The sequence below is a fragment of the Sphingobacterium sp. UBA2480 genome, from assembly GCF_002341965.1.
Taxonomy (GTDB): Bacteria; Bacteroidota; Bacteroidia; order Sphingobacteriales; family Sphingobacteriaceae; genus Sphingobacterium; species Sphingobacterium multivorum.
This window is the reverse complement of record NZ_DDPA01000001.1, coordinates 823,786-836,285: the sequence shown is the minus strand read 5'-3', so window position 1 is coordinate 836,285 and position 12,500 is coordinate 823,786. Positions and strand designations below refer to the sequence as shown.

12 protein-coding genes are annotated in these 12,500 nt (G+C 45.4%); 6 read left to right on the top strand and 6 right to left on the bottom strand.

The window, feature by feature from the left end; genetic code table 11:
• The first annotated feature begins 6 nt into the window (after positions 1-6).
• The gene (locus tag B3600_RS03755) at positions 7-582 is read left to right on the top strand and encodes a Crp/Fnr family transcriptional regulator (RefSeq protein ID WP_286752104.1); all 576 of its coding nucleotides are present in this window, start codon (positions 7-9) and stop codon (positions 580-582) included.
• A 63-nt stretch (positions 583-645) separates the two neighbouring features.
• Entirely contained in the window at positions 646-1,653 is a 1,008-nt protein-coding gene (locus tag B3600_RS03750) for an NAD-dependent epimerase/dehydratase family protein (protein ID WP_286752103.1), read from the top strand.
• 95 nt (positions 1,654-1,748) lie between these two features.
• On the opposite strand, the gene B3600_RS03745 is transcribed toward B3600_RS03750, so the two are convergent.
• Positions 1,749-3,881: an ATP-binding protein gene (locus B3600_RS03745; protein ID WP_286752102.1), complete on the bottom strand. Its 2,133-nt coding sequence runs from the start codon at positions 3,879-3,881 to the stop codon at positions 1,749-1,751.
• 146 nt (positions 3,882-4,027) lie between these two features.
• The gene (locus B3600_RS03740; protein ID WP_286752101.1) at positions 4,028-6,355 is read right to left on the bottom strand and encodes a GAF domain-containing protein; all 2,328 of its coding nucleotides are present in this window, start codon (positions 6,353-6,355) and stop codon (positions 4,028-4,030) included.
• A gap of 295 nt (positions 6,356-6,650) precedes the next feature.
• Here B3600_RS03740 and B3600_RS03735 point away from each other — a divergent pair, with 295 nt between their 5' ends.
• The 3 genes from B3600_RS03735 to B3600_RS03725 all read left to right on the top strand — a co-directional run bounded on the left by B3600_RS03735 (position 6,651) and on the right by B3600_RS03725 (position 8,167).
• A complete protein-coding gene (locus B3600_RS03735) occupies positions 6,651-6,980 on the top strand; it encodes an ArsR/SmtB family transcription factor (RefSeq protein ID WP_286752100.1) in 330 nt (109 codons plus the stop codon).
• An 80-nt stretch (positions 6,981-7,060) separates the two neighbouring features.
• Positions 7,061-7,534 carry a DUF6428 family protein gene (locus B3600_RS03730; RefSeq protein ID WP_286752099.1) on the top strand — a complete coding sequence of 158 codons (474 nt, stop codon included), beginning with the start codon at positions 7,061-7,063 and terminating at the stop codon, positions 7,532-7,534.
• 18 nt (positions 7,535-7,552) lie between these two features.
• A complete protein-coding gene (locus B3600_RS03725) occupies positions 7,553-8,167 on the top strand; it encodes a low molecular weight phosphatase family protein (RefSeq protein WP_376749786.1) in 615 nt (204 codons plus the stop codon).
• A gap of 38 nt (positions 8,168-8,205) precedes the next feature.
• Here the strand turns inward: B3600_RS03725 and B3600_RS03720 are convergent, their stop codons facing one another.
• From B3600_RS03720 to B3600_RS03705, 4 genes are read right to left on the bottom strand one after another with little or no spacing between them, the layout of a single operon-like run.
• Positions 8,206-8,880, bottom strand: a complete 675-nt coding sequence (locus B3600_RS03720; RefSeq protein ID WP_286752097.1) for a phosphatidate cytidylyltransferase — start codon at positions 8,878-8,880, stop codon at positions 8,206-8,208.
• A gap of 7 nt (positions 8,881-8,887) precedes the next feature.
• Positions 8,888-9,598: a phosphatidate cytidylyltransferase gene (locus B3600_RS03715; RefSeq protein WP_286752096.1), complete on the bottom strand. Its 711-nt coding sequence runs from the start codon at positions 9,596-9,598 to the stop codon at positions 8,888-8,890.
• A 2-nt stretch (positions 9,599-9,600) separates the two neighbouring features.
• Positions 9,601-10,182, bottom strand: coding sequence for a CDP-alcohol phosphatidyltransferase family protein (locus B3600_RS03710; RefSeq protein ID WP_286752095.1), 582 nt, complete (start codon positions 10,180-10,182; stop codon positions 9,601-9,603).
• 1 nt (position 10,183) lies between these two features.
• On the bottom strand, positions 10,184-11,401 hold the full coding sequence (locus tag B3600_RS03705; RefSeq protein WP_286752094.1) for a hydroxymethylglutaryl-CoA reductase: 1,218 nt from the start codon (positions 11,399-11,401) through the stop codon (positions 10,184-10,186).
• Between the two features lie 126 nt (positions 11,402-11,527).
• Between B3600_RS03705 and B3600_RS03700 the strand changes: the two genes are divergently transcribed.
• Positions 11,528-12,481, top strand: coding sequence for a hypothetical protein (locus B3600_RS03700; RefSeq protein ID WP_286752093.1), 954 nt, complete (start codon positions 11,528-11,530; stop codon positions 12,479-12,481).
• Positions 12,482-12,500: the final 19 nt, after the last annotated feature.

Below are 12,500 nucleotides of genomic sequence, written 5' to 3'. Positions count from 1 at the left end.
GATAAAATGCACGTAAAGTTTATTCAGCTGATCAAACAACACAGCCAGCTATCGGAATCCGAGATTGAGCTGCTCAAAACGTATATGGAGCCTGTGCGCTATGCTAAGCATCAGCTCATTGAAGAAGAGGGAAAGGTACCGGCTTACCTCTATTTTGTGGTGTCGGGCTTTGTTCGTCTGTTCCATTACAATGATAAAGGCGATGAACTGACGACACATATCAACTGCCCGCCGGGATTTATCTGCTCTTACCAAAATTTCAGCAACCAGACCTGCACCGAAGAAAATCTGGAAAGTATAACCGACTGCGAACTGCTACGCATCAGTAAGGCAAACCTCGATCTGCTTATGCTGCAATCGCCTGATTTTAAAGATTTTAGCATGTATGTGTTTCAGCAAGCTTTGAGTTACAATGAGAAGAGATCGAAAGAGCTAGCCACGCTTACGGCTGAAAAACGTTACCTCAAACTCATGGCCGAGCAGCCGGAGTTGCTGCACAATGTACCCATGCAATATATCGCATCTTTCCTCGGTATGAACCCCAAAAGTTTGAGCCGAATCCGCAAACAGATCATTAGGTAACATTTGTGAACTGGTTTTGAATGGCCAAAGCAGAACTTTGTGCTATCATTTAAAATCAAACACATGACAACAAAAACACTGGTATTGGTGTCGGGTGCAAATGGGCACCTGGGAAATAACCTGGTCAGACTGCTGCTCACAAAGGGTTTTCAGGTACGCGCTTCTGTGCGAAATCTCGATAACAACGCTGCATTGAAAAACTTGCCTTGCGAACTCGTATCGGCAGATATCACCGATAAGGCCTCTTTTGTCAGGGCGCTCCAGGGCGTGGATACGTTCTATGCCGTGGGGGCGGCTTTTAAGCTATGGGCCCGCGATCCGCAAAAGGAAATCTACGACGTGAATATGCAGGGTACCCGCAATACCATCGAAGCCGCCGCAGAGGCAGGCGTCAAAAAAATCATCTATGTAAGCTCTATTGCTGCACTGGATTACACGCATACGCCCACAAAGGAGAGCAACGGTTACAACCCCGACCGGCGGGATGCCTACTACAATTCCAAAAACGATGGCGAAAAGCTGGCCTTTAAACTGGCGGTCGAACTGGGCATCGAGCTGGTGTCGGTCATGCCCGGTGCCATGATTGGCAGTGAAAGCTCCCTGCCCCTCAACGTTTCCTACGATGTGCTCCGCCTTATTCTGACCAAGCAGATTCCTGTCGATACCGGCATCGCCCTCAATTGGGTGGACGTCAAGGATGTCGCCGAGGGCTGCTACCTCGCCGCCCTCCACGGAAAAGCAGGCGAACGTTATATTTTGGCCAATGAAAAGTGTATGACGATAACCGATACGACCAAATGGGCACAGAAACTATATCCCGAATTAGGGCTCAAGATTCCCGCAGCCGTTCCCAAAATGTTGCTTTATGGAGTAGCAGGACTTATGGAGCTCGCAGGATGGTTGAAAGGTGCGGCGCCAACGATTACCCGCAAAGATATTGCGATGTTTTCGGGGCTGCAGCAGGATTTTGATATCAGCAAAGCGCGCACGGAACTTGGTTTTAATCCCAAAAGCAGCGAACAGGCCGTACGTGAGGCATTGGCCTACCTGATGGAACATCGAATGGTTTAAAGCGACTTAGACTTTGTTTTAAGCCGAAGCAAACGCATATCCGATGTGATATCGAATTGCTTAAATTTGGATAAAACCTTGACTCGTACCTTTATTTAAAGGCTTTCATCAGGATGCGGTTCGGCATGCGGTATGGTAAACCAGAAATTGCTGCCTTGGCCGGGACTGCTGTCTACACCGATCTCACCACCATGGCGCTTGACAATTTCTGCCGAGATATACAGCCCCAGTCCGAGGCCGGAATATTTCTTGCCATCGGGATAGACCCTGTAATAACGCTCGAAGATCTGCTGCTGTAGCTCGGCTGGAATGCCTTCGCCATAATCCCTTACATTGATCTTAACAGATCGGGGAAGCTGCTCGATCCGCACGTCAATGGTATGCGAAGCCGGTGCATATTTGATGGCATTGTTGATCAGGTTGGAGACCACCTGTTCGATGCGCTGTTCATCAGCATGGAGCCTGGCCTCGATGTCGCCCTCCAGGTTGAGCTGGTGCTTGCCAATCATATTGATGTCGCTAAAGCAGGAGCGGATCATCTTGGCTGCTGCAAAAGTTGTGGTATTCAGTTCGAGCTGCCCTAGGCTGATGCGGTGCATATTCAACAGGTCATCTACCAGTGCCGTTATTTTTTTGATGCTAGCGCCCGACATGTCAATAAGTTTGCCGATGGTGGCATCTGCCGATTTGTCTTTCAGCATCTCCAGCATCTGTATTGTCCCCCGAAGGCTGGTAATGGGGGTTTTGAGCTCGTGGCTGGCGATACTCAGAAAATCTTCTTTTTGCGCCTCGTAATTTTTGCGGGTGGTTACATCGACCGTTACCCCGATCAGATCGATTGGGGTGCCTTCGGCATCATAGTGGGTCAGTCCCGAGGAATTGATCCAATGGAGCGAACCATCTGGCCAGCGGGTCATATATTCGGCCTGATAGGTAATCTTTTTGGCAATGGCTTCCTCCACTTTTTGCTGCACCATATCGCGGTGTTCGGGGATAATCGCCTGAATGAAGTCGTCAAATTCAAAGGTCTCATTTGGCGGTAGGCCAAAATGGCCTTTACAGGTAGCTGAAGCCTGGTTTTTCCAGTTTTGAATATCCAGGTGATAGGTGCCCAGTTCGCCGGCTTTGAGGGCCATTTCCAGCTCCTGGTTGAGCCCTTCCAGATGGTTGTTCTGCCGGATACGCTCGGTCACCTCGTTGGCGATCACAATAATGGATTCTGTTTTTCCGTCTTCGCCTTTGACCGGTTCGTAAATAAAATCAAAATAATGGGTGCTTACTATTCCATCCTCTTCTAATTCCACTGGAGCCGTATCACCGATATAGGCTTGTCCGCTCGTGAAAACAGTATCGAGCAGATTAAAATAAGGCTGGCCTTCGAGCTCGGGCAAGGCTTTTGCCAGTGGCAAGCCTACCACGGCATCGGTTTTACCCCATATATGGAGCACCTTATCGTTGGCGACCTCGATCTTCATTTCGCGGCCCGTTAGAATGGCAAAGGCGATGGGTGCTTTGGTGATAAAGGATTTCAAGCGCTGCTCGTTCTTCTTGAGGTTTTTGTTGAGCAGCAGGGTCACATCGTACGATTTGAAAAGCATGCTATTGGTCTGGGTAAGCTGCGCATTGGCAGCTTCAAGCTCGCTGTTGAGATCGAGCAGCCGCTGCTGCATATTGGCCAGATGGGTATTGACGGCGGCAACCTCTTCGATCTTCGCTAGTGCTGATTGGCGCAAAGCGACCTGATCCATAGCTGTTTGGGCAAAGGAGGCCAGCTTGTCCCGTTCGGCTTCGTTAAACTCGCGCGGCTGATGGTCGGCAATGCTGAATGTGCCGATCAGAAATCCATCGGCTGTCACTAGCGGGGCACCGGCATAGAAGCGAAGGGTTTGGCTTTCGATCCAGCTGCGATCTCCGGTCCAGGCTTTTTCGCGTAGCAGATCTTCGATCACCATCACCTGCTGATGTTCAATGGTACTGGAAAAAAGGCTATTCGCGCGGTTGATAGGCTCAGCCTGGTCGATGCCCAAGCTGGATTTAATAAAGATATGATCAGCACCGACAAAGGTGAGCAACAGCGCTGGCACCTGAAAAACCTGTGCAGCTAGCTGCAGCAGGCCATCAAAAATGCTTTCGGAAGGACTATCAATAATATCGTAGCGCTGTAATTCCGCTAGCCGATCCATTTCCCTACCGTTTACAGCAGCTTCGTTGAATGCGTTTTCTATCATATGGCCCGATCAATCTTTGAGGTAAAGATAACCCAATCTCGGCGAAATTGCTATTGCAATGCAATAATTTTTCCTTATAAAATAAAAAAAAGCTACCGTTTACTTTTCGGTAATCAAACCTATTCCAAAGGATCGTTGCTGTTTTCTTATTGTTCCTGAAATTGAAAGCCTACACGAATCGCTTTCAGGCCTACTAGGCCCTGGAGATCCTCCACCTCAAACTGTTCAATTTCATTCGTCAATAAGCCCTTGTGTTGAAGTAGGTTGATGTAGCCTAGGTACTCTGTCTCTTCATGTACATTGGAGTAAACAATGACCAGTTTACCTTTTTGGGTAATGCGTTCTGTCGAACCTTTGATCTTGGCTTTGTCGATCCGTTTCTTGGCAATTTCATAGCGCACATTGTAGGAGCCATCAATATCGAACTGCTTCTCGTCCATGCGAAAGCGGATGGAAATGGGCGTGGCAAAAACCAATATCAGGGAGGTTACCTCGAGCAGGTGGGGCAGTGAGGGTTGCAGCTGCCTAAATTCCTGTTCCATTGCACACATCACCTGCAGTTGCCACAGGCGTAAATTGCGCAGATAATACAGCTCAAAATTCCGGTCCGGAGCAATGGATGCCCCGATATACATATTGTGCTCGATACCATCTGTCTTGTAGCGCTCGTAGTAATGTGGAAAGTACTGTTGGGCTTCCACCTGCTTCTCGTCGAGGATGGCCACCAGCTTTTTGTTGATCAGCGTGATGGAGTTGTCATAATCCTGACGGGCCTCATAAAAACCGCCGATGGACAGGTTGATCCGCTCAAAATAACGGTCTATGGACTCTGTGGCGAGGCTATTTGTGTTATTCTTTCTGAAATTCTCCAGAATAGGATGGATATCCTGGTTAAAATAATCGAGCATAAGCTGTTCCGTATCCGTCAGCAGCCCATGTTGCAGCGTCGTCAGATTTCGTTCCAAATCGAATATTTTCTGCTCAAATAGGGGTAATGGCTGCGTCTGGTTGACCGCCGTAAACAGCGCGATAAGCTCCTCGCTCTGATTGATCAGATCTTGCCGGATGGCCTGATTTCGGGATTCGGAGGAGCCCTGTACGTCGATTTGTCCATATAGCGGATAAACATGGTCAAAGACGATTTCCTGCAGGGCATAGTCTTTGCCGAAGGCGCGGTCGTTGAGGAAATGGATGGCTTCTTCCTGAAACCGCCATTTGACACTCGGGTGGATCGATGTATATTCTTTTTGGATCACCGCTTCAATCTGGTTTTCAGTTTCGGAAAATGCTTTCGAAACTTTATCCTTTATAAAGGGCAAGATGAAATTGAGCTTGTTGGCATTGACCGAATTGAGTTCGCGTACCCTGGAGGAAGACATTTCCAGTAAACCCAGCACTTTGTCGCCCTCGATCAGGGGAACAAAAATAAAGCTCTTTACATTTTGCTGCTTCAGCTTATTGATAAAAAAGGCCTGTTTTGGATCAGCAATCGGCAGTTTGTCAATATCCGGCACAACAAGGTATTCGTCCTTGCTGAGCATGCGCTCCAGGGTCTCGCTGCAGAGCATGCTTTCACACTCCTCGATGGTCGAATCGTAAAGTAGATGACTGTACAGCTGTTTTTCGACAAGCCGTAAGTTGTACTCGTCCCTGACTTTTTCAAAGGAGGTGAGTCCGATCCGCAGATCATTTATTTTATAAATCGACCTGAAGATGCTTTCTATTTCCGCCATTTGGATCGCACTTTTTTCGCGCAGCAGATTGCTCTTGAAGCTCGATACCGCATTTTCAATGGTGGCATCGAAGAGCGTCATAATGGAAAAGCCCTTCAGGATCCAGCTCTGCTCGGGGAATTTGGACTTCCATAAGGCAATATCTGAAAAGTTGTCGACCAGTTCGGTAATATCTTCTGCCGAAAGGTCGATAGCCTGTTCTGTCGGAAGGACATCGATAAAATCGGCATTGAAGAGGACGCGGTAATGATGAATGATATTATTCTTGTCTGGAATATCCAAAAAGAGCGGGGCATCCATAGCATCCACCTTAAAGCCATAATATTGACTGATGATGACGCAGCAATTGAGGATATAATAGGTGTCGGGCGAGATGTCGCGCAGACTAAATTCATAGTGATCGCCGGCGTCCTGTAATATTTTTTCCAGTCTTGCGGTATGGTTGAACGTATAGAGATGGAAGGGAATGGTAATGGCCTTGATCTCATTATGCGTCAGTGAGCTTGGAAACAGATCTGCCAGCAGCACCTTGATGATAGGCTCGTATCGCAGCAGGTCTTCGGCTTTTTCGACCCCCTCGATAAGTTCGGGGTATTTGCTGATTTCTTCCAGCAGCGATCGGGCGTAATTAGCCTGAAAGCCAACCGGCGATAGGGCCGCTGCTTCAAAAGAGGGTATAATCTTATGAAAAGCGATCAGGGTTTTAAACGGACTGGAATCAAAGGCGAAATTAAACTGCATAATGGTTGTTCCCGACTAAATTAGATTATTGCTGGAAGATGTACAAAAATATAAAATAATCAGCGAAAAGAAAATCCAAAGCGCAAGGCTAAAAACGTTGTACTTTGGATTTTTCGGATGGGTCCGTCATCGGATGCGACGTAAAGCAAGATAGATGGTAGTTGCCGTTTTCATTATTGCCATACCTAGAATGGTGGTGGATTGCTGATGGGTAGGGTAGGCTACAATAAATAGGATGCGGAAATTTGGATTCGTTAAATTAATATCGTAATATTGCGATGTATTAATTTGCAATATGGGAATTACGAAAACAGAAATTTACACCGACGAGCAGAATAAACTGGCTTCATTCCTAAAGGTCTTAGCACATCCGGCACGGATAGCAATTCTTCAGTACATCATAAACCAAAAGGCATGTATTTGTAACGATTTGGTTGAGGAATTGGGATTGGCACAGGCGACGATATCGCAGCACCTGAAAGAGCTTAAAAATATAGGCATCATCCAGGGTACCATAGCGGGAAAATCAGTCTGTTATTGCATTGACGAAAATGTGTGGAAGCAAACCCAAGGTGTACTGAATACATTCTTTAACCAGGATGTAAAAGTAAAAGGATGCTGTTAGTGCATTTTTTTTGGCAATACGTATCGTAATATTGCGATATATTATTAATAAATAGCGCGTTCATTTTAAATTGAATTATTATGAGATTATCAGAAATTAAAGAAATCCTTCCAACCTTAACAAATGTTGAGTTTCAATTGGAAAACGGCAATTTTGTGCCCGAGCATTTCCATGTGACCGAGGTTGGTCAAATCACTAAGAACTTTATCGATTGTGGTGGCGTTGTCCGGAATGAGAGCGTAGTCAACTTTCAATTGTGGAATGCGGACGATTATGAGCACCGTCTCAAACCTGCAAAGCTGCTCCATATCATCAAGCTCTCTGAAGAAAAACTAGGACTGGAAGATGCTGACATCGAAGTGGAATACCAAAGCGATACCATCGGTAAGTACGACCTTGATTTTAATGGGAAAACGTTTATACTGAAAAATAAAACGACTGCTTGTCTGGCGCATGATGCCTGTGGCATACCATCGGAAAAAACGAAGCTGAACCTGGCGCAGCTACCGATAGCGCAACCCTCATGCTGTACACCTGGATCAGGATGTTGTTAAATTGTTGATCATCGCATGATATACCCTAAATTAGCGGATACCATTGAGCAGCTCAATTGGACGCGATTAGATAACGAAGGTAGCAGCACCGTTTTAAAGCCTTTGATCCTTGCTATTCAGGAGAAGGTTGATCAATCGGAGGCTGTAAACCTCAATTTCATCTGTACCCATAATTCAAGGCGCAGCCACTTGTCCCAGGTTTGGACGCAGGTGGCAAGTGCATATTTCAATATTCCAAAGGTATATTGTTATTCGGGCGGTACAGAAGAAACGGCCCTATTTCCTAAAGTAGCGGAGACGTTAGCCGGGCAGGGTTTCCATATCTTTACGGTTTCGGATACCCATAACCCTGTATATGCTATAAAATATGATGACAATGCGCTTCCCGTAATTGGTTTTTCAAAAAAATATGATAGCCCCTTTAATCCGGTATCGAAGTTTATCGCCATTATGACCTGTTCGCAGGCCGATGGGGGATGCCCGTTTATAGCAGGTGCCGATAGAAGGTTTCCGGTTACTTTTGAGGATCCCAAAATCGCTGATGATACGCCCGACCAGACCAGAATATATGCCGAGCGGAGCCTTGAAATTGCAAGGAGCATGTTTTACGTCTTTTCAAAAATCAAGCGATAGCCATGCGATCGAAATTAAAATTTCTGGACGGTTCCGTATCAAGGAAATAAGATATACAAACTGAGTATACTACTGACGGGAATACTTATGTTGTCGTAACCGTCTTTGCTACATGCTTCGGCTATTGTCACGACGAGTGCCAGGGTACATATCATGGTGATTTCGCTTAGGTGCAGGCTTGGCTCATGGAGATAGTGTCCAATTACGATCACTGTAATAAAAGCACATATAAAGAACACGGCGGATCCTACCAGTGTTTTTCGCGCACCGAATAGGCGGTAAGAACCATAAGGCCATTTTTTGCCGGATAATGCCGCCATCGGATCACATAGTGCTAAGGTGAGTAGCGGCAAATAATAAAAAATAGCCCCCTTGCCCAACATGGCCTGGGCGAGAAAGCAGAGATAGACCGCTGCGGGATAGGCTAGGCTACCGACAGATTTTCGGTCGATTGCATGGATCGATTTCAATAAACCGAACTTGATGGATAGCAATAAAATCAAGGCGAACAATCCGCATAGGATAAAAACAGACCAGTGGCTTGTGATCAAAATCGGGAATAATAGGCAGATTATCCCTGTGCCTACATGAACGAGTTTTCGGGTAAACTCGGCTTTAACCTTAAACTGTTTATACAATAGTTCGGCAAGCCCAAATAGCAGCAAGAAGAGGGTAGCTAAGAGAAGCATATTCCATAAATCGTTTTTCATCATCTTGTTTTTAAAGGCAAATGAGCCCATACATGGCTCCGCTGAATATAAAGCTGTCAAATCGGTCTAGTATTCCGCCATGCCCTGGAATGAGGGTACCATAATCTTTAATTCGGCAGATTCGCTTGTACCACGAAGCCAATAGATCGCCCAACAATGCTGAAAAGCAAATAAAAAGGCTAGTCATTAAAGTTTGCATGTCGGACAATTCCATGGAAGGAAAGAGGAACAAGCTGGTACTGCTGACAATGACCAAAGCGCCAACTAAACCCGCAATTGTTTTATTGGGACTAATCGATGGGATAAGTTTTCTTTTGCCGAATAATTGACCGCAGAGCTGGCTGAATCCATCAAAAACCACGACCGTAAAATAGATGAAACAAACCTTTTCTGTCGATGCCCTGTGGCCAAAATTTATAAACGCAGCGATAAGCGCGAGGTAAAGGACTACTACAGAACAAAAAAATAACAGCGACCGTGCTGAAGATAGATGAGCCTTGCCAATTTCGTAAAGACCGACTATTCCAATGCAAATGGCCAAAAGACTGATATAGTCCGTATAAATGGACAAAAAGACAAGGGTCAAAATAAGGAAGTAAAAACCCAGTTTAAGCCAGCGTTCCCTTGCTTGTGCAAGTGGACTATTCCTATTGAGATAGCCAGTGACCAATGCGCCAATGCCAAAAAATAACAACAATATATTCGCTATTAATACATACATGATTAAGCCCTTCTGTGTAATTGGATAAGGAATATACTTTTCAGATTGGATTGCAGCTTCGGGAGGATAATCACGAGCACCAATTCTTCCAGATAGGCCAGATAGCTTACGGCTAACATCAGGTGGAAATAAAAGGCGTTGAATCCGAATACAAAATAACCAAAGATAAATATGCCCTGAAGATAGCCCGTTAATTTATAGGACCATAAGTGGAAGCTGGGAAAGCGTTTAAATCGGATAAGCGCATAGATCTGGGGAATAATCCATAGGACAATGAGCAGGATAAATTCGATTTTATAGGCCATTACAAAGCCTTTTTCCAATGTTATCATGCCGATGAAAGCCATCAGGTATGTGCCGATATCTGCGACAGAATCTAATTTGGCGCCAAATTCCGTCTGAAGGTTAAATAGCCTGGCAATTAGTCCATCGAGGATATCACTAATCAGGTTGATGGATAATAAGAGGATAAAGAGATCCCTGTCTGCGGTGAAAAGTGCATAGCTGATAAAGGGCAATGCCAGTATACGGTAGGCGGAAAGTGCATTGGGCACATTCCATCTGTTTTCTTTTTTAGTTTCCATTTTATAATGATTTTTTTCTGCCAAATTTTTGATGTGCCTGTGTAAACTGACCTGCGGAAAGGGCTGCGGCGATCGATAATTCTCCTGCGAGAACAAGTGCTGCGGCTATTTCAGCATACTTTATGGCGTTCCCTTCGCCATAGCAGTCCATCATTTCCAGGCACTCTCTTTGGGTCGGGAGCTTTGTTCCACCACCGACAGTGCCGACAATAAGATTGGGCAAGGTCACTGCCGCATAGAGTGAACCGTCTTTATTCAGCTCCATGCGGGTGATACCGGTTGCTGCTTCGGCAACACAGGCGACATCCTGACCCGTTGCTAAAAACAAGGCGGCCAATCCATTGGCGTAGTGCCCCTGTGCTCCTATAGCTCCGCTTTGAATAACCCCCATGGTAGATGTACGCCAATAGCGGTCCATCAGTTCGGATGAAGTTTTAAGGACTTCGGACACGATGTTGGCCGGTAGTGTTATTTCGGCAGTTACCTTTTTGCCCCTAACATGATGGAAAGCCGCGGCGGTTGCTTTTTTATCTCCCGAGCTGTTTCCCTCAATAAACCAGTGACTGGGTTTGATGGGACAAGAGGCCATCATAAATTGGCAGAGAGCCTCTGTGCAGATGGTAACCATATTCTGGCCTGCTGCATCTGCAGTGAAATACTCAAAGGAGATGGTTAAATGATTGCCTTCGATCTGTATGCGGGTATCGGTTAACTTGGCAAAACGGCTTGTACGCCTTACGATTTCCTGAAAGTTTTCTTTCTCTGCGAGGAACCAGGAAACGAAGAGACTCAGATCCTTGATGGTCTCAAATTTGAATACAGGGCTTCTTTGAACCCCTTCTTGCAGACAGATCGATGTTATCCCGCCGGCCATTAAACAGGCTCTGGATCCGCGGTGATAGGATGCAACCAATGCCCCTTCCGTGGTCGCAAGCGGGATATGGTAATTTCCATTGGCCGAAGTTCCATGAACCTGAAGAGGGCCAATGACACCTGTCGGGATTTGACTCATACCGATAAAGTTTTCAATGTTGCCCTGAAAAAGTGCTGGTTCTAGGCGTGTGCCCGTCAAGATCGGGAATTGCTGGCCTGTTGCGCTTTCGAGGTAGCTTGATAATGCTGCGGTGCCCTCATGACTAATTTCGCGCGAAAATGGCAACGTCTTTGACATTTCACTTGGGCTGGCTAAGCCCTCTGGTTTATTTAATACGATTTTCATAACTGGCTTTTAATAAATAAATATCGATTGTCTTCCAAAGTTATTGTGATAATCGCAGTTAAAATTGTGGTAAACAATAATTTAATTTTTTATTTTTGTGATTATCGCAAAAAAAATAGTGAACTTATGTATCAGGAGAAGTTGATTCAGGAAATACAGCGGAAAATCGATCCCGCGAAATCTCTTATCGAGGTGATTGCAGGCGCCCTCGATATTAGTTATGATGCGGCGCACCGCAGAATCTCCATGAAGAGCAAATTTTCAATCGGGGAGACGGTGCAGCTTGCAAATCGCTTTTCACTTTCTTTGGATAAGCTATTTCAGCAAAGTGATCACATCTTAGTGAAAAAAACGCCAGAAATTCAGTCCTTTAATGATCTGTCAAATTACCTGGAGCATTCGTTTAAATCCTTAACGGAGTTTGAACCCAATCTGCAGACTTACCTGTATTACTCGGCTAAGGATATTCCAATCTTTTATACCATCAATACAGGGTTATTGTCCATATTCAAAAAATATGTATGGCTCAATTTATTGGGTTCGGACGGATTGGAACTGTCTTTCGAATCTTTTTTGGCGAATACACCTATCGATGGTAGAGGTCAGAAGCTCCACGATTATTATTCGTCCATCCGGGTGAAAGAGATCTGGAACGATACCACCATTAACAGTACCCTGCAGCAGATCATCTATTTTTCGCAGGCCGGTTTACTGACTGCCGAAAACGGAAAGCTGCTCTGTGAGCAGCTTAAAGAACTGCTATTTTCACTGGAGAAAAGTTGTGTACCAAGCAACGACCATTACCAGCTGTACTACCATGAGTTATTGATTTTAAACAATAATGTCCTTGTTGGAAATAACGACCGGAGGTCACTATTCGTTCCGCATACAATGCTTGGTTATTTTATTACCAATGATAAAGACAGCTGTCAACACGCCTTCCATTTCTATCAGCATCAGCTCAAAAACTCCAGATTGTTAAATACAGCAGGAACGCGGGACAAAAAAATGTTTTTTAATAAGGTGTACCAAAAGATCGACCGCTATAAAGCACAGGTAAGTGTGGATCATGAAATGTAAAGGTTTCGCGATGTTTATA